We start from the raw sequence: 16192 nt of genomic DNA on the forward strand, positions 1-16192 counted from the left end.
TAGGAGAAAGTCAATGTCAGCGGGTAAAAAAAAGCAAGGGCCTAAACGAAATGCGATAGTTCGCATTGCTCCTGCTATAAAGCGCGACCCCGTAAATCCTAGTGATTTTTTGAAGTACAATGCGCCCTTCGCTTGCGAAGACTGCTCTCACTTTGACTCTGACACAGAATCCTGCACATTGGGATATAATGCTGCCAATCACAGAAAATCTGTCCTTCTTCGCCAGTATGAATTATCAGGTTCTATGGCATTTTGTCGATTTCACGAGATCGATTAGCCTTTTTTTGCACAATCTCTACATTCAATTTTCGCCATAAATCAGACCTAAGATCTTGCTCGTCCTTTACGTTTCCGAGCGAACGTCCTGCTTTTTCGGCACTCTTTCGTGGGGCGAAGGACTAGTATTCACTCAAAAGTCCAAATCCAGCCTACAGTCGTGTCAAGCCTACATCTAGATTCCCGATCAGTTGATTAACAAAAAGTATCTGCAATTAGGATTTGCCTGAGAGTTAGGTCAGCTCTCTGCAGAAGCGAAAGGAGGCCATCAAGGATGAAATAAAATAGAACAACAGATTGTTCGCAGGTTTTCACTTTAATAGTTGAAGGCCACCTTAAATAAAAAAATTAAAGGCTCGGATGCCACCGCGGAGTTGTCGGAAAAGTAGGAAATACGACAAAGACCAAAAGTTAAATTCTCGGCGGAAAAAATTAACAAATTCACGGAAGGAAACATTTATGAAGTTTAAAAAATAAAATATAAACGGAGGATTTTAAAATGGGAATGAGAGTTACAACAAACTTAAGCGCTATCAATGCACAAAGAAACTTGATCGGTTCACAAAGAGCAATCAACGACTCAATGGCTAAATTGTCTTCTGGAAGCAGAATCAATAAAGCCGCTGACGATGCTGCTGGACTTGCGATCTCTGAAGGTTTGAAAGCTCAGATTCGTTCTGGGACTCAAGCTCAACGTAACGCGAACGACGGTATTTCTTTGGTACAAACTGCTGAAGGTGGCTTGAATGAAATTGGCAACATCGTTGTACGTCTTAGAGAACTAGGTATCCAGGCAGCGTCTGATACTGTTGGTGACAAAGAGCGTGGCATGTTGAACAAGGAAGTTTCACAGCTTAAAGATGAAATGCAACGTATTGCTTCTGTAACTACTTGGGGTACAACTAAACTTCTTGATGGTTCATCACCGAAGTTTGATTTCCAAGTTGGTCTTTACAACAGCGAAACGGATGACCGCATCTCTTTCAATGCTGCTGAAAACGTAGCAACTTTAGATGCACTAGGCCTTACTGGTATTGACTATACTACTAAAGAAGGTGCTCAAGAGTCTTTGGCAATGCTTGATGATGCGCAAACTTCTGTTAACTCTATGCGCGCAAACCTTGGTGCCCTACAGAACCGATTGACTTCGACTGTAGATAACTTAGGAGTTGCGGTTGAGAACATGTCTGCTGCAAATTCACGTATCCGTGATACTGACGTAGCTGCGGCATCTTCTGAGATGACTCGTAACAACATCTTGCTTCAAGCTGGTACTTCAACACTAGCTCAAGCAAACCAAGTGAACCAACTTGCGATGAAACTTATCGGTTAATCGACAAGTCTAAACTAAGGCTCACTCGAAAGAGTCCGGATTCGTCCGGGCTCTTTTTTTATTTATTGCTTAAAATTTAAGCATTTTGTTTTTCATTCAAAAAACTTTTCAAAAAGTGTCTAACTTTTTATCTAATTATTTCAAATACTTAGCTTAAGTCCTGATGGCGACTGCCCGATAAGATCTTCATCAAAGGAGTATTTATGAAGCTATCATCATTACCAAATGCAATGATAGCAGTGCTGGTTTCTGGACTTTTTTGTGCCTGCTCTCAAGGAGGATTCTCTGCTGCGGTCCCCGCGTCCTCTTCAAATCAAAGCTCTCAAGACACGGGCGGAGGCAGCGGTGGCGGAACAACTCCAACCACTCCCCCGAACAGTTCACCCGAATTAGACAGTCTAAATATGAAGGGCCGCATCTCGGGTGGAAGCTACGACCAAAGTCTTGCGATCGATCTGGATAAGAAAAAAGGAGAAGTCCTGGTCTATATCCCGATGACAGGATTGGCCGGTTTAGAAATTACAGAACTTGAGGTCTCTACCGCCAAAGGAATCAAAGTGGGATTAGCCCGAACTCCCGATGGCACCCAAGCATTGGCCGTTCGTATTCCGGCTAAGTATATTTTAAAAGGAATCAGCACATTTCCCGCGGGCCGACTTCCAAATGGGGACGCCCTGCCTCAGATTGCCGGCGGAGAACTTCCCACGACCGCTTTGACTTTAACACGCAATGGAGAGGCGCGAATGCACCTTTATTTAGGAGTGGAAACTTTGGGGATTTTTGTGGAAACCAAGTTTGATCCCTATATCCGCCTGACTCTTCCAATTAAAAACGAAGCTGGAACTCGGACGCTGGGTTATTTTTCACTAATTCCTGAAAAAATCAGCTATCGCGGGGGATTCTTTATTTCCGTGCAACTTCCCCGGGATATCTCCCGAATCCTGGACAATCACTTCGGCGGACTCTAAACACGCCGCCTAGACTTCAGAGTCTATGTCACAATCGGCAAAGAGTCTTTTGAATTGCCAGCCCCCTTATGACCAGTTAGGCTAAGGGGGTATTCATTTTTCAAACTCAGGAGACTTCCATGGCAAAAAAATCTGCAAAAAAAGCAGCTCCTAAAAAAGCTGCAAAAAAACCAGCAACTAAAAAAACCGTAAAAAAAGCGACTGCAAAAAAGGCAGCCCCTAAGAAGGCAGCAAAAAAAGCGGCTCCGAAAAAAGCTGCTGCGAAAAAAGCAGCTCCTAAAAAAGCCACTAAAAAAGTAACTGCAAAAAAAGCAGCTCCTAAAAAGGCTGCAGCTCCGAAGAAAGCAGCTGCAAAAAAGGCGGCCCCTAAGAAGGCTGCGGCAAAAAAAGCAGCAGCTCCGAAGAAAGCTGCCGCTCCAAAAAAAGAGAAACAGACTAAAGGCGCTTTAGCAGGCGTAGCAGCAGCTGCTGTAGTTCCGGCAATTGTAGCTGAAGTTATCACTGAAGAAGATATGGATGTTGATCTTGATTCTGAATTTGATGACGAAGGCGAAATGGACGCAATGTCTGACATCGCTGAAGACGAAGAAGGCGCAGCTGAGGCTGAAGGCTGGGAAGATTCAGACGAAAACGAAGATGATTCTTTCGAAGATCTTGAAGACGAAGACGCTGAAGACGACATGATGGATGACGAATTCGGCGATGACGACGAAGAAGATGAAGACGAAGATGGAGAAGGTTACTTCTAACAAAAAAGGGAAGCATTCAAGCTTCCCTTTTTTTTATTTTCTTATTGTGCCCTAAAGTTCCGCAAAACTATTCGCAATCTGTGCCGCCAATCGGGCATTGTTTAACACAAGCTCTATGTTCGTTTTTAAACTTTGCCCCGAAGTTAATTCTTTCACTTTTCCCAATAAAAATGGAGTTGCGTCTTTACCTTTGATATTTAGTTTTTCCATCTCGCCAAGTGCGGATTTTATAACCGCATCCATTTTTTCAAAATCTAAGGAAAAGGCTTCCGGAACCGGATTCCCGATCACAACCCCACCCGTTAATCCCAAGCTCCATTTATGAAATAAAACATTCGCTATTTCTGTTGGCGATTCCAATCTAGCATCTAATTCGAAACCACTTTCTCGAGTATAGAAAGCCGGCATTTGTTTGGTCTGAAATCCTAAAACTGGAACACCTTTGGTCTCTAAATACTCAAGAGTTAAGCCAATATCTAAAATTGATTTCACCCCGGCACAGACCACCGCCACATTTGTTTGCGCTAGCTCTTCTAAATCGGCTGATATGTCCATAGTTAATTCGGCCCCTCGATGGACCCCACCAATACCACCTGTTGCAAACACTTGGATTCCTGCAAGCTCTGCAATAATCATCGTACTGGCAACTGTGGTTGCCCCATCAGCCTTGCGTGCCATAATAACCGGCAAATCACGACGGCTGACTTTAGCAATAGACATTCCTTTTTTTGCAAAGGATTCTATTTCTAAATTCGACAATCCAGCGCGAAGTTCTCCGTTCACAATAGCTATTGTTGCTGGAACCGCGCCATTATCACGCACCGCCTTTTCAACAGCTAAAGCCATTTCGTAATTCTGGGGATAAGGCATTCCATGAGAAATAATTGTCGACTCTAATGCGACAACGGCCTTCCCTGATTTTAGAGCCTGTTCTACTTCTTTTGATAATACAACTTTCGACATAGAGTTCCTCGACAGAGTTCATTTCAAGTGTCACGATTAATTTATGTACAAATCACTATACTCAAGATTTTTGTCAGCCCAAAAAGATATTTTTCATATGGCGAGCCACAGCCACCATTATTGGCCTGACATTACCCGAGACGCTCAACTTCAATACTGGGACGATTCGGCAAAGTATGTCGACGACAAGTGGGGACATATATTTGGAAAAGTATTGCCTGAACTTCAACAATCGCTAGCATCTGTACTAAATATCAAAAGACCTAACCAAATTGTCTTTGCGCCCAACACTCACGAGTTGGTTTATCGAATCCTTAGCTGCTTCCAAGGCCCACTAAAAATTTTAACTACGGACTCTGAATTCTATTCTTTCGAGCGCCAAATGGCCCGCATGGAAGAAACACGAAGCCCGCAGCTTCAAGTCACTCGTATTCCACAATTTCCAATCGAATCCTTCGAGACCCGCTTCAAAGAAGCCCTTAATGGCCAAGAATGGAACATCGTCTTCATTAGCCAGGTATTTTTCAATTCCGGCTTTGCGCCGGATTGGAAAAGTTTTGTGAACATCACACCCTCGTCAACTTGCTTTATTTTAGATGCCTACCATGGATTCATGGCCCTGCCTACGGACCTCGCAGCGTTTGAAAATCGAATATTCTATATTGGAGGCGCCTATAAATACGCGCAAGGTGGGGAAGGCTGTTGTTTTATGTCAGTGCCGAATGCTCAGTTAAAGCCCGAATACACTGGCTGGTTCGCCGAATTAGGCAATTTAAATAACAAACAAAGCGGCGTCCCCTTCTCTGAAGATGGGTTTCGCTTTGCAGGCTCAACCATGGACTACTCTGCGGCGTATCGGCTTTTAGCAGTTCTGAAGCTCTTCGAGTCGAGGGGAATCAAGGTTTCTGACATCCACTCTTACATTCAATCATGTCAAAAAGAATTTCTGGCTGAGCTGGAAAAGCAAAATTCAGAATTCGTTCGAACTAATAAACTTCTTTTTCGTTCTTGGGATCAACAAGGGCACTTTCTTACTTTTCAACTAAGTGATAATGAGACAACTCTGAAAGCAGTACAGGCATTAAAACAGAAAAAAATCTGGGTTGATTCAAGAAAAGACCGCTTAAGATTTGGTTTTGGTCTTTATCATTCCCCAGAAGACTATAAATCTTTGGATCTTTTGTTTTAGGATATGCGAATGACTTGGATCTTCCTGATTCTTTTCTTTGGGATTTTAATTTTTCTGATATTAAGAAAAAGGTCCGAAATCAAATCCACGTCGGCTCAGACTTGGAAGTTCTTCTTTCCTTCATGGAGGTTTTTTGAAAACCTTGGCCTGCGCTATTCAATCTGGACACGAGAATCCTCTGATCACAGCTGGGTCCGATTAAAGCTTCCTGTCGCACGTTCATCAGGCCTGTTGTGGAGCAATCCCAATGGAAATCTCCAACTTGCTTTCGATTCAATTTTGGAACAATTTGTATCCGAACTTGCAGAGGACTCAGCAATCCCACAGATCTTATTTGAACTTATCGATAAGCAAGCCCGTTTTCTAGTCGAAACCCTGCACTTACCAGCCTCCCCAACCAGAGAATTTTGCCTTACCGAACACCCACAGGGAAGCCTCATTACCAGCCCTCAAGGAAACGAGATTTTTCGATGGTGAATTTATCCTTTTTGGAAATGCCCAGCGAACAATATCTATTTCGGGTCGGTGTCATTTTGTTCGCAATCACAAATATAATTCAGGTTGTTGAGTTCTTTCGTATTCGTCTTAGCTGGTCAGAAGCCGGAGTATGGTCGGCCCAGTTGATTTCTAAAGAGTGGCAAGAGCGCCCTTTAGCATTTTGGGAAAAGCCTCTAGCAGGTCTTTTCTTTAAACATCCGTGGTTCTGGCAACAAGGATTTGTAATTCTATTGGCCTTGAAATTTATCGCAGCATTGAGTTTGTTGTTCTCTACGAATCCGTGGGCTTTGGCAATTGTCTGGCTGTCATGTGTTCTTATTAATTTACGCTGGAGAGGCACATATAATGGAGGCAGCGATATGATGAGTTTAGTTGTGGCCTCCGGACTTTTGGTATCTAAGATCGTTCATCCCACTGCGGGCCTTTTATATATCGGAGTCCAGTCAACTCTTTCATATTTTATCGCAGGCGTTATTAAAATCCAAAAAAAAGACTGGAGATCTGGAAAAGCCCTGGCCGCATTTTTACAAAATTCGGTCTTCGACTCACCACACCCTCATGTTGAAAAAATTTATGCGAATCGAAATATTATTCTTATTCTAACTTGGCTCACTTTAGCCTTTGAGTGTTTATTTCCACTGGCTTTACTTAACGTAGGCACCACTGTTTTATTTATTGCAATCGCCGCCATTTTTCATTTTTCAAATATCTATATTTTTGGTCTTAACCGCTTTTTCTGGGCTTGGGCCAGCTCATGGCCTGGAGTACTTTTGCTTGCCTTACAGATTCAAAAACTAAATCTGTGATAAGGCCCATTCAATGGCGTGCTGAATCTGCTCGGTAGGAATTTGCGCGTTCTGTGTTTGCAACAACTGAATCGGTAAAGTTAACTCGACGGTCTGATAAGGCATCCCTTTATCAAGCTTGGCTTGGCAAACCATCATTAACTCTTGCGACAGACATTGCCATTGAATCAAATTTTTAAAATTTAAATCGGCCAACTTCCAAAACACCAAACGGGTGTCAGTCTCAAGGCGACTTAAAATTTGTTTCTTAAAATCCAATGTCGACGAGCGAAAACGTCGAAGTTCGACTAACTTAGATTTATCTAAATTATACTTTTCAAATCCTGGCGCAGTCTCAGTTAAGTATTCCACATCTAACCGATGGGTATCGATTTCATCAAGTCGCAAAAACTCTGAATAAGGAGCTGTGGCTTCCGAGACTTGACTTGAACTATTTTTAAAAACCCAAGAGGCTAGCGTGGGCCGCCCCTGCTCTAATTGAAACTGCTCTTGTGCATGACGAAACTCGTGTCTTAAGGTGTCTCCGAGTCCACCGACCCTGTAGGACAATGCTGGAACCGAGAACTCGATTCTGCGAGTCTCCTTTTCAAAGAAACCTTGAATGCGGGAATTCTCGACCTGCAAGTAGGGATTTAAAATTAACCGGGTTTTAGCCATTGCAGGGTCTGCTAAGATCAGCCGTAAAAATTCTGCATTCTGATCCACAAAGCCAGAACCTTCATGGACGGACTGAAGGACAAATGCAGGGAAATCAATTTTCTGAATCGCGGCACCTTCAAACTGTGCATCTTTCATTGAGCGCTTTTCGATTTGAAACTGGACACCTAATTTATTGAGGTAAGCTTCTGTTGCTATTCGTAAAGCCTCAATCTGCTTCTGTAACTCTTGTTTAGGCACAAATTGGCCTTGATAACGCATCAAAAAATCATAAAAATCGGCAGACTGATTATTCAGGTCTTTGATGGCCTCTAAAGGATTGTACTCTGATGAAGCTTCGGATGAAGATTCTTTTGCTTTAGACTTCGAGTTCGGTTTTGCCAAACCCCAAGACGAAAACGCCAAGACCAAAATCAATACAAATAGTTGTAAATTTGGTCGAGCCATTCGCCCCTGCATAGAACCTACTTTAATTTATCCGCGTTTAAAATCAACGTAACACCAGCAAACATAATTAAGGCACCCATGATCAACGGCCACGAAAGTGGTTTTCCATCTATGACCACATCAATAAAAATCCCTAACACTAGCTGAGTTGCGATAACGATACTAAAAGTCAACGCAGCACCTAAATTCATCAAAGCAATAGGTGTCCCAACAACAATGGCCATCCCACACAGCCCTGGCAAAAGTGTTTTCCAGTTCAACTGAATGGGGCCCGCCCCCATATCTCCAGTCCAGGGAATCAATCCCAACTTCACCCCACCCCATAGCGCTAAACACCCCACAAAAAAGACGACACCATTTAAAAGTACGGCTGTCGTAAAGCCCACGGTGCTAGAAGATGATTTATTAAGCATTGCCTGAGCAACGATCGTGATACCTGTCAAAAATGGAAGAAATAGATATGAATTCATTCGCAGCACCATAATAGAGAAGCGATCCCAGCGCAAGTCACAAAAAGAAAGAGTCACGCAAACCACGTGACTCTTGTTCCGACAAAAATCTACCGACAAAAATTTTAAACCAAAACGTACCGTCCCACCGAAACTTCAAAACTATTTCATTGGCTTCGTGTGCACAGCGAACTTATCGAACTCACCGTACTCATGAAGTTTATTGTACAAAGTCTTGATCGTAATACCCAAAGCATTAGCCGCTTGCGTCTTGTTGCCACCGAAGTGCAACAATGCTTTTAAGATATAACGTTTTTCAAGCTCATGAATCGTCATCGCAGGATCATAAGCCATAGAATCATCTTTGACTTCCGGAGTCCGAATGTTCTCTGGAAGGTCATTCAGCATGATCATGTGACCATCAGATAAAATCTGCAAACGCTCACAAACGTTCTGCAACTCACGAATATTTCCCGGCCAATCGTACTTCATCATCACAGCCAGTGCCTCATCAGAAATCGTGCGACCACGATTTAAATATGCATGTTGAGAGCTATTTAAAAAGTGGTTAACCAATGAAGGAATGTCTTCTTTACGACGACGCAAAGGAGGTGCACCAACAACGATTGTATTAATACGATAGAACAAGTCTTCACGGAAGTTGCCGCGTTGAACTTCAGCGTCGAGTTCACGATTGGTCGCGCAGATTAAACGGATATCAACCTTGATGGGCTCTTTACCACCAACTCGGAAGATCTCGCCTTCTTGAATAAAACGAAGAAGTTTTGCCTGAATCGCCGGTGACAACTCACCAACCTCATCTAGGAAGAGTGTTCCACCATTAGCCGCTTCGGCCAATCCGATCTTTTTATTGTAAGCTCCAGTGAAAGAGCCCTTTTCGTGACCAAACAACTCGGACTCAAGCAAAGTTTCCCGCAAAGCACCACAGTTGATAGCGACGAAGGCTTTATTCTTACGATTCGAACGCTCATGAATAGCTCGAGCGATCAACTCTTTACCTGTTCCCGATTCTCCTAGAACAAGGATATTAGCACCCGATGGGGCGACTCGGTCCACCATCTTCATCAAGTTCGTCATCACTTCTGATTGATAAACGATTGTCTTGGTCTCTAAGGGCTTTTGTGCCTGACCTGTCCAAAGAACTTGGTTTTGGTTATTAGATGCTGGCAAAACGGTAGGAATGTTAGATTCGCTCATATTTACCTCAATTCACTTTCTTTTAAATAAAAAACCTATAACGGCGTCTCATTTTGAATATTTCAATTTGATACACCGTGTTGACGCGCATCGTTATGACATAGGTCGTGAACTATTTGCAAGAAAAATTTTGCATGGTGTTAAAAAAAATTCTCGAATTAGGGGAAATTCCCCAACCCTCCTAAGGTCGAATTTCATAAACTTGGACTGTAAAACTAGACCTAAATATCTGTAATATTTGAATAATTGGAGGACTCAATGCCTGTCATGAATTTAAACAACCCGGCCCAACTGGTCAGGGACTATCTTAAGTTCATGGTGCAGATCCAAAGCATCTCTTTGCATACTTTAAAGGCCTACGCCTTGGATCTAGACCAGTGCCTGAGCCTTCAAGGGTTGAACAAATCGGCCTTAGAGGGCTTTTCATCTGGCGACGCCCCCCCAGCTAAAGAACTCTATCCTCGGGCCCCGTCCTCGGTTCGCCCGAAATACCCAGATCAAAAGCTTTCCTTGGCATCGAAGAATCGAAAGGTCGCAAGCTTAAAAAGCTTTCTGAACTGGTGCTATGCCGAAAAGATCACCGAAGAGAACTGGGCTCATCAATTCCACTGTCCGAAAGTGCCTAAAAAGATCCCGCACTTTATTTCGGTTGATGAAGTACTAAGCGTGTTGTCCTCATTCAAAAATTCATACGACGACAAAAGATCCAAAACGCTGTTTTTACTTCTTTATGGCGGAGGCTTACGTATCAGCGAAGCCTGCAATATGAAGTGGTCTGACATCGAACTTTCGGCGCGCCGAGTGCGAATCCTTGGAAAAGGCGCTAAAGAAAGATATTCCGTCTTTCCCCAGTTCACAGCACAGGCTTTAATTGATCTAAGAAAATCAACCCCGGAAAGTCTTTACGTGCTCGGAGACAAACCGCTGTCGCAACGAGTGGCCTTTGAATGGATTCGCCAATGCGGCCAGAAAGCGGGCTTACTTCATCCACTTCACCCACATGCTCTTCGGCATAGCTTCGCCACCCACATGCTGGGAGGAGGAACGAATTTGCGAACTCTGCAGGAACTCTTGGGCCACGAATCATTAGTGGCTACAGAAAAGTACACTCATCTAAGTATAGATCAATTAGCAAAGACCATGGATCAATCACACCCCTTGGCGAAACTAAAGATCGGCTAAATGACGGCGTTCTCGATATAATGTTTCACCATTTGCTCGATATTGAAAAGTTCTTCATCGACGATATGACGGTACGAAGCTAACGAATTCACCTCGGACAATGGGACTTTCAAAAATGGTGACATCCAGGCCTCAGGTTGAATCACCCCTTGTTGCAATAAAAACTTAAGATAAAACTGCATTTTTAAATTTAGTAAATCGTCGCAGATCTCGATCGCTTTTAAAGTATGACCTAGCAAATTAAATAAGAACTCTGAACTGACGTCCCCTTCTTGACTGACTTTTGCAACACACTCTAGCACATGCAAGGCAAACTCCAAATGATCATAGGATCTGCGAAGATTCTTAAATTCATTGATCAGAGTAGCCTCTTGCAAAACGTTTAGTCCTCCAGATTCAGAGGCCTCTTTGTAAGTGAACTGAACAAAGTGAGAGGGTTCTAAGATCCCGCCTCCGAATCGCTTTTTAGATTTCAGTGCAGCCCGAGCGATAAAAGACACCTTGGCACCTAGAGGATTTATCGCGTGCAAAATAAGATCAGCCTCAGAATACTTCATTTTTCTAAGAATTATAAAACGACCCTGCACTGTATTCATTTATCACCTTACAAAAGCACTTTCGTTGAATCCAAAATAGGCTAAGCTTGCCAACTCGAAAGGCTCTTGATCTCTTCATACGCCGCTCTGAATTCAGAAGCAAAATCTTTTTGCTGTAATAATGCTGTTGGAATTACCAATAATGAGCTTAAAGCATCTGCTGAGGGCGCGGGATCCCACCAGCCTTTAAAGGCCCGCAATGTTCCAGTTAGGCACTGATTCGTCGAATACATAGGAAGCTCTGCCATTATCAGCGATTGTCGCTCTGCCAATAATTCGGCTAAGGCCGCAGAGGAAACATCTTTTAGAATTAATACCGAGCGATCCCACAATCTGGGAGCCTCGGCCTTACCAAGCACCTCAAAATAGCTTTCGGCAAAAGAAGATACTGAGCTTTCAAAATCCAGAACGAGCTTTTTATCCTCGAAGTGCCTATATTCTTTTTGCAAATGGACTAAATCAGATTCTTTCCATGGTTGCACCTGAGCAAGCATCGGCGGAGACTTAAATCTTTCACCACAATAGGCTAAGCAAAGTTCATCATAAATTTGAATTCGAACCGTATAGGCAGCAACGGACATAGGCTGGTATCGCCACTGACGATGTGAAAGGCGAAGACAATAGATCTTTTTTTCATTAAGTAGACGATCCAATTCATCAACAAAAGGATAAACTTCCCCTGTAATAGGATGATCTTCGGCAACCAGCACCAAACTCGTGTCTTTTTTTAAACCATTCACCCAGTCTTCCACCGAGTTTAGATCGCGCGGTAAAATCGCCTGAACATTCAAAAGCTGCTTGTAAAAATGAGCCGTGACCGATTCAAAATAGCTGGTTTGTCCTTTAAAAATTCCTACGGATCTTTTGTGGGCCAAAAAGTGAGCGGTTCCGAATGCACATTCAAAAACAGCACTGGCCGCATCTCGATAAACTCGCACCGTCTGCGAATCGTCAATTTGTAACTTTAATTTTAGGCGATCGTTTATACGATCCCACTGATCTGTTGGACAGACTGCAAGTTGAAATCCATTGAGCAATGACGTATCCCATTTTTCCACTCTGTAAAGACTAACATAAATTAGATACGAGCACTTCCGACCTAGGTCTGAATTTACCCCAATATTGGACCTTCTTGATGAGTCCGTTTAACATATTAGTATCAGGAGATAACCAAATGAAAAAATGGGCACTATTTTTAACAACCTTTCTTTCAACCTTATGTGTTTCAACGCAAGCCTTTGCGTTGTTTGAAGCCAAATTAACCTATGGCTTATTGGGGTCGAAATCTTATTTCGGCGACGTTTACGACGGAGCGACTACAAGCTTGCCTTCTATTGTGCCAACTTACGGATTAGGAGCTGACGCTGTCGTCACACTACCATTGATGCCTCTTGGCTTTGGTTTACGCTATGAAAATCAAGGACTCACTGCAAGTAGCGGCGGTCTTGAATTTAAAACTAGCTACACCAGAACGGCTTTGATTATTAACTCTAGATTGATCGACACCCTTCTTTATTTAGGCCCGGTCTTTACTTATGGAATTTCGCACAGCGGTTCCGCAAAAGCTTCCGAAACCAGCTATTCGACAAAATTTACTTCAAGTAAAATGTCCTCTTACTCTGTCGGACTTGAGGCAGGCGTTAAACTGGTTGGTTTCAATGTTGGAGCCGAAGTTGGTTACATGAATTTTAGCTGGAAGAATGCAACGGATTCTACGGGAACAATTTCGGGCTCCAGAACGCTTGATATGAGCGGAACTTACGCAAAAGTGATGCTTGGTATCGGTATCTAATCAAATTTAGAGCACTTGACCGTATTAAAACAATGCTGCACCTCGATTTCTCTTTCGTTTTTAATCGTTTAAGGTAAAAGTGAAAGATAGATCGAGGTGTTTTTATGTCCATTGAAAATCAGAACATTCCACAAAAAAGGCAAGATAACTGGAAAAATCAAATCTACTGGCCTGTGGCTTTGTTTTTAATTATCAACCCCATCGCTTGTATTATATTAGTGCCTTTGTACTATATCTTTAATGATTTCTCTTGGAGCATAGTTCTTTTTGCATTAATTTTCGGAGCCGCAACCAATCTATCGATTACTGCCGGATACCATCGCTTATTTTCCCATAAAAGCTATGATGCTCATCCTTTAGTTAAAATTGTATTTCTATTAATCGGAGCTTCGGCTTGGCAAGGATCTGCATTGAAGTGGTCTTCAGATCACCGTCGCCACCACAGCTTTATCGATGGCGACAAAGATCCTTATAATATCAACCGGGGCTTTTTCTTTGCTCACATGGGTTGGATGTTGCTTAAGGAAACTGTAGATCAACCCGTGCACGCACCAGATTTGCAAAAAGACAAATGGGTTTATCTTCAAGATAAGTACTATATCCCTGTCGCTATTTTTATGGGTTACTTTTTTCCCGCTCTGATTGGCTGGGCGATGGGAAGCTTCTGGGGCGGATTGATCATCGCCGGAGCCTTAAGAATTGTTCTTACTCAGCAATCGACGTTCTTTGTAAACTCCCTTTGCCACACGCTGGGCAAACAAACCTATTCTAAGGATATCTCGGCGAGAGATTCATTTATCGTCGCTGTACTCACTCACGGTGAAGGTTATCACAACTTTCATCACACCTTTCAAATTGACTATCGCAACGGTATTCGCTGGTACCATTGGGATCCAACAAAATGGACAATTAAATTATTGGCCCTTGTGGGACTTGCCAAAAAACTACGTATGATATCGAATACTGAAATTCTGAAAGCTCGTCTTCAAGCTGAAGAGATGACCCTTCGTAGCCGTGGGTTGGCAGATGAAAAGCTTGTTCAAATGAAAGAAAAGATTTTGGAGGCTCAAGCGAAAATTCGCCAGCTCAAAGAAGACTACGAACTTTTGAAACTGGACTACCAACGTCGTAAAGTGGAATTTAGCCAAGCCTACGATCAAAAGAAGATTCAACTTCGGAGGGACTTAGAGGAAGCGAAACTCGAATTTCAAATGGGAATGAAAGTTTGGAAAATGTATTTAAAGTCCTAAAGAAAAGCCACCTGAAAAGGTGGCTTTTTTAATGCGGAGGAAGAATTTTAAAGGGGCTTTTACACAAAACTTGCCCGGCCTTTAGCAACTCGACTGTGAATGTTCCGCTGGTCCACTCTGAAAAAAACTTTTTACCGTCAAAACCTAGAGCCTCAGAATACTTGCTATCAACCCGCCAGGGAGTCAACTTCAGTTCATAATTCGACTCTTTAGTTATTTTCTCACCTAACACCACATGAATTTTGATTGTGTCGGCTTTTTCTTTTGTTATCAGCCCCTGAAATGTGGAGTGCCGAGACCAATCCTGGATCTCGAAGATTGAAAAGCGCTCTTGGACTTGGCCCTTCACCAATACTTCATAAATATTATATCCCTGTATTATCGAAGCACAGGATTTTTCAGCGGCCATCGCATTCTGCATTTTAAATAGCACTAGAAAAGATAACAATAACCTCTTCATAATTACTCCAGCTCCGGACAAACGTTCGGATCAAGAATAAGTCCATTGCAGGTATTCAGGGTCTTTTCATTTTTATAAAAGCAAACATGGATATGATTATCATGCCCAGAAGTATATTCCCCACCCGATTTAGGATCGTTGAATAAAACGACCGAAGCACCTTTTGCTTTGAGTTCACGAATCATCTCTTGCGTCTTAGCGCGATCATAGCCTTTTTGTCGGTACGTCATTGGTGCATCTGCAAACCCACCACTTCTTAAAGGCCGGATGTCAATGCATTGCCCATCGGTATGTGTCTGATGACCGCTAAATTTCGGTCGCGTTTTATGAGAAATATCTCCCCAAGCAATTCGGCAGCCGTCATCATTGTTTGGACAAGAATTCTTTTTCCAGTCCTGCAAGAATGAAACAAATGCGCAAGCCGTGACTGGATTTGCGTATGCATCGATACCTACCGGCTTATCAGGATTATAATGATGACTACCGCAGGCACCAATATTACCTCGTTTTCCAATCAAAGGCATTTGCACCAAACCTCGATGAGTGATCAAAGATTCTGGCTTAGCTTTGGGATCCTTGATCATTTCTTTTAAACCTTCTATAAAGTCATTCCGCTCGGGCGGTGTTACCGCATCAACGATTTGCGTCCCAATTGCGGTAGGACTCTTGGTTGTTTCGCAATGTTTACAAGGAACTTGCGCCTCGGTATTTTGCTCCATTGCCATTACCGACTTTGAATCAATAGCTTCAGGCAAGTCTTTGAAGTCTTCGTTGGGAGCAAGATAAGCGCCATTGACAAAGCCCTCGTTAGGGCACCCCTTGACCGGAGTTTTTACTTTGACCTTAAACCATTGCGAGCGATGGGCTCCGACATTTACGTCGTCCATGATATCAACAACGGCATCCTTTGGAAGGGCACACAAATAAGTTTTATGATTTACCTTTGGAGAACTTCTTAAACTTAAAGAGTCCACCTCAACTTTTGAAGAAGACGAAAACTTAGAGAGAATATTATCTGGCTTCAAGAAATTACTGTAGACATATCCTTGCTTCGGACATCCCTTTTTATTAATACTGACTTTCAAACGCTGTCCATCAGCATGTCGACCAATGACTTCTACCCTATCATCTTTCTTGATCGAACACAGAATATCTCCTGCTGCGGTACGAACATTAAGTCCTCTAGCAATGACTTTCATACCTTTGCCGAACTGGGCAAAAACAAATGAAGGAATCAAGACAAAAAATATAATTAAAGCACTACTCATCGAAGTCATTAGATTCCCTATCGGTGAATTGAAAACGAACTAAAGTAAGATTCAATTAATGCCTAGCTTTTTGACACCAGAAGGCACGAAT

Annotated in this window: 17 protein-coding genes; 9 read left to right on the forward strand and 8 right to left on the reverse strand. The window is 42.7% G+C overall.

The features are described 5' to 3' along the window. Positions 1 to 13: 13 nt before the first annotated feature. The 4 genes from AC04MN_RS02000 (at position 14) to AC04MN_RS02015 (ending at position 3326) form a co-directional block, all read left to right on the forward strand. Positions 14 to 277 (forward strand): hypothetical protein, encoded by a 264-nt coding sequence (locus AC04MN_RS02000; RefSeq protein WP_475381508.1) that lies wholly within the window; start codon positions 14 to 16, stop codon positions 275 to 277. Positions 278 to 775: 498 nt separating this feature from the next. Then, complete coding sequence (locus AC04MN_RS02005) at positions 776 to 1609, forward strand: flagellin N-terminal helical domain-containing protein (RefSeq protein ID WP_475381509.1); 834 nt, start codon at positions 776 to 778, stop codon at positions 1607 to 1609. Positions 1610 to 1812: 203 nt separating this feature from the next. After that, positions 1813 to 2577, forward strand: coding sequence for a hypothetical protein (locus AC04MN_RS02010; RefSeq protein WP_475381510.1), 765 nt, complete (start codon positions 1813 to 1815; stop codon positions 2575 to 2577). Between the two features lie 119 nt (positions 2578 to 2696). Next, complete coding sequence (locus tag AC04MN_RS02015) at positions 2697 to 3326, forward strand: hypothetical protein (RefSeq protein ID WP_475381511.1); 630 nt, start codon at positions 2697 to 2699, stop codon at positions 3324 to 3326. Positions 3327 to 3377: 51 nt separating this feature from the next. Here AC04MN_RS02015 and AC04MN_RS02020 read toward each other — a convergent pair whose 3' ends face one another. Next, on the reverse strand, positions 3378 to 4289 hold the full coding sequence (locus tag AC04MN_RS02020; RefSeq protein WP_475381512.1) for a pseudouridine-5'-phosphate glycosidase: 912 nt from the start codon (positions 4287 to 4289) through the stop codon (positions 3378 to 3380). A gap of 97 nt (positions 4290 to 4386) precedes the next feature. Between AC04MN_RS02020 and AC04MN_RS02025 the strand changes: the two genes are divergently transcribed. Together AC04MN_RS02025 and AC04MN_RS02030 are read left to right on the forward strand one after the other, a co-directional pair. Then, a complete protein-coding gene (locus AC04MN_RS02025) occupies positions 4387 to 5478 on the forward strand; it encodes an aminotransferase class V-fold PLP-dependent enzyme (RefSeq protein ID WP_475381513.1) in 1092 nt (363 codons plus the stop codon). A gap of 470 nt (positions 5479 to 5948) precedes the next feature. After that, positions 5949 to 6782 (forward strand): HTTM domain-containing protein, encoded by an 834-nt coding sequence (locus AC04MN_RS02030; protein ID WP_475381514.1) that lies wholly within the window; start codon positions 5949 to 5951, stop codon positions 6780 to 6782. Here the strand turns inward: AC04MN_RS02030 and AC04MN_RS02035 are convergent. From AC04MN_RS02035 to AC04MN_RS02045, 3 genes are all read right to left on the reverse strand, one after another. Then, positions 6771 to 7886, reverse strand: a complete 1116-nt coding sequence (locus AC04MN_RS02035) for a hypothetical protein (protein WP_475381515.1) — start codon at positions 7884 to 7886, stop codon at positions 6771 to 6773. The two genes, AC04MN_RS02030 and AC04MN_RS02035, sit on opposite strands and share 12 nt — an antisense overlap. A gap of 17 nt (positions 7887 to 7903) precedes the next feature. Beyond that, on the reverse strand, positions 7904 to 8413 hold the full coding sequence (locus tag AC04MN_RS02040; protein ID WP_475381516.1) for a DMT family transporter: 510 nt from the start codon (positions 8411 to 8413) through the stop codon (positions 7904 to 7906). An 84-nt stretch (positions 8414 to 8497) separates the two neighbouring features. Next, positions 8498 to 9553: a sigma-54 interaction domain-containing protein gene (locus AC04MN_RS02045; protein WP_475381517.1), complete on the reverse strand. Its 1056-nt coding sequence runs from the start codon at positions 9551 to 9553 to the stop codon at positions 8498 to 8500. A 258-nt stretch (positions 9554 to 9811) separates the two neighbouring features. Between AC04MN_RS02045 and AC04MN_RS02050 the strand changes: the two genes are divergently transcribed. After that, the gene (locus AC04MN_RS02050) at positions 9812 to 10735 is read left to right on the forward strand and encodes a tyrosine-type recombinase/integrase (protein ID WP_475381518.1); all 924 of its coding nucleotides are present in this window, start codon (positions 9812 to 9814) and stop codon (positions 10733 to 10735) included. Here AC04MN_RS02050 and recO read toward each other — a convergent pair. Together recO and AC04MN_RS02060 are read right to left on the reverse strand one after the other, a co-directional pair. Then, a complete protein-coding gene (gene recO / locus AC04MN_RS02055; protein ID WP_475381519.1) occupies positions 10732 to 11331 on the reverse strand; it encodes a DNA repair protein RecO in 600 nt (199 codons plus the stop codon). The two genes, AC04MN_RS02050 and recO, sit on opposite strands and share 4 nt — an antisense overlap. A 41-nt stretch (positions 11332 to 11372) precedes the next feature. Then, positions 11373 to 12389: a hypothetical protein gene (locus AC04MN_RS02060; protein WP_475381520.1), complete on the reverse strand. Its 1017-nt coding sequence runs from the start codon at positions 12387 to 12389 to the stop codon at positions 11373 to 11375. Between the two features lie 116 nt (positions 12390 to 12505). On the opposite strand from AC04MN_RS02060, the gene AC04MN_RS02065 reads away from it, so the two are divergent. Both AC04MN_RS02065 and AC04MN_RS02070 read left to right on the forward strand, forming a co-directional pair. Then, on the forward strand, positions 12506 to 13123 hold the full coding sequence (locus AC04MN_RS02065; protein ID WP_475381521.1) for a hypothetical protein: 618 nt from the start codon (positions 12506 to 12508) through the stop codon (positions 13121 to 13123). Between the two features lie 104 nt (positions 13124 to 13227). After that, complete coding sequence (locus tag AC04MN_RS02070; protein ID WP_475381522.1) at positions 13228 to 14373, forward strand: acyl-CoA desaturase; 1146 nt, start codon at positions 13228 to 13230, stop codon at positions 14371 to 14373. Between the two features lie 28 nt (positions 14374 to 14401). On the opposite strand, the gene AC04MN_RS02075 is transcribed toward AC04MN_RS02070, so the two are convergent. Together AC04MN_RS02075 and AC04MN_RS02080 are read right to left on the reverse strand one after the other, a co-directional pair. Next, a complete protein-coding gene (locus AC04MN_RS02075; protein ID WP_475381523.1) occupies positions 14402 to 14833 on the reverse strand; it encodes a hypothetical protein in 432 nt (143 codons plus the stop codon). A gap of 2 nt (positions 14834 to 14835) precedes the next feature. Continuing rightward, complete coding sequence (locus tag AC04MN_RS02080; RefSeq protein ID WP_475381524.1) at positions 14836 to 16110, reverse strand: SH3 domain-containing protein; 1275 nt, start codon at positions 16108 to 16110, stop codon at positions 14836 to 14838. Positions 16111 to 16192: the final 82 nt, after the last annotated feature.

Source organism: Bdellovibrio sp. ZFWA1 (assembly GCF_056175665.1).

Coding starts and splice junctions, on each gene's coding strand:
- AC04MN_RS02000 (WP_475381508.1), top strand. CDS start 14: ATGTCAGCGGGTAAAAAAAAGCAAGGGCCTAAACGAAATGCGATAGTT.
- AC04MN_RS02005 (WP_475381509.1), top strand. CDS start 776: ATGGGAATGAGAGTTACAACAAACTTAAGCGCTATCAATGCACAAAGA.
- AC04MN_RS02010 (WP_475381510.1), top strand. CDS start 1,813: ATGAAGCTATCATCATTACCAAATGCAATGATAGCAGTGCTGGTTTCT.
- AC04MN_RS02015 (WP_475381511.1), top strand. CDS start 2,697: ATGGCAAAAAAATCTGCAAAAAAAGCAGCTCCTAAAAAAGCTGCAAAA.
- AC04MN_RS02020 (WP_475381512.1), bottom strand. CDS start 4,289: ATGTCGAAAGTTGTATTATCAAAAGAAGTAGAACAGGCTCTAAAATCA.
- AC04MN_RS02025 (WP_475381513.1), top strand. CDS start 4,387: ATGGCGAGCCACAGCCACCATTATTGGCCTGACATTACCCGAGACGCT.
- AC04MN_RS02030 (WP_475381514.1), top strand. CDS start 5,949: ATGGTGAATTTATCCTTTTTGGAAATGCCCAGCGAACAATATCTATTT.
- AC04MN_RS02035 (WP_475381515.1), bottom strand. CDS start 7,886: ATGGCTCGACCAAATTTACAACTATTTGTATTGATTTTGGTCTTGGCG.
- AC04MN_RS02045 (WP_475381517.1), bottom strand. CDS start 9,553: ATGAGCGAATCTAACATTCCTACCGTTTTGCCAGCATCTAATAACCAA.
- AC04MN_RS02050 (WP_475381518.1), top strand. CDS start 9,812: ATGCCTGTCATGAATTTAAACAACCCGGCCCAACTGGTCAGGGACTAT.
- recO (WP_475381519.1), bottom strand. CDS start 11,331: ATGAATACAGTGCAGGGTCGTTTTATAATTCTTAGAAAAATGAAGTAT.
- AC04MN_RS02065 (WP_475381521.1), top strand. CDS start 12,506: ATGAAAAAATGGGCACTATTTTTAACAACCTTTCTTTCAACCTTATGT.
- AC04MN_RS02070 (WP_475381522.1), top strand. CDS start 13,228: ATGTCCATTGAAAATCAGAACATTCCACAAAAAAGGCAAGATAACTGG.
- AC04MN_RS02075 (WP_475381523.1), bottom strand. CDS start 14,833: ATGAAGAGGTTATTGTTATCTTTTCTAGTGCTATTTAAAATGCAGAAT.
- AC04MN_RS02080 (WP_475381524.1), bottom strand. CDS start 16,110: ATGACTTCGATGAGTAGTGCTTTAATTATATTTTTTGTCTTGATTCCT.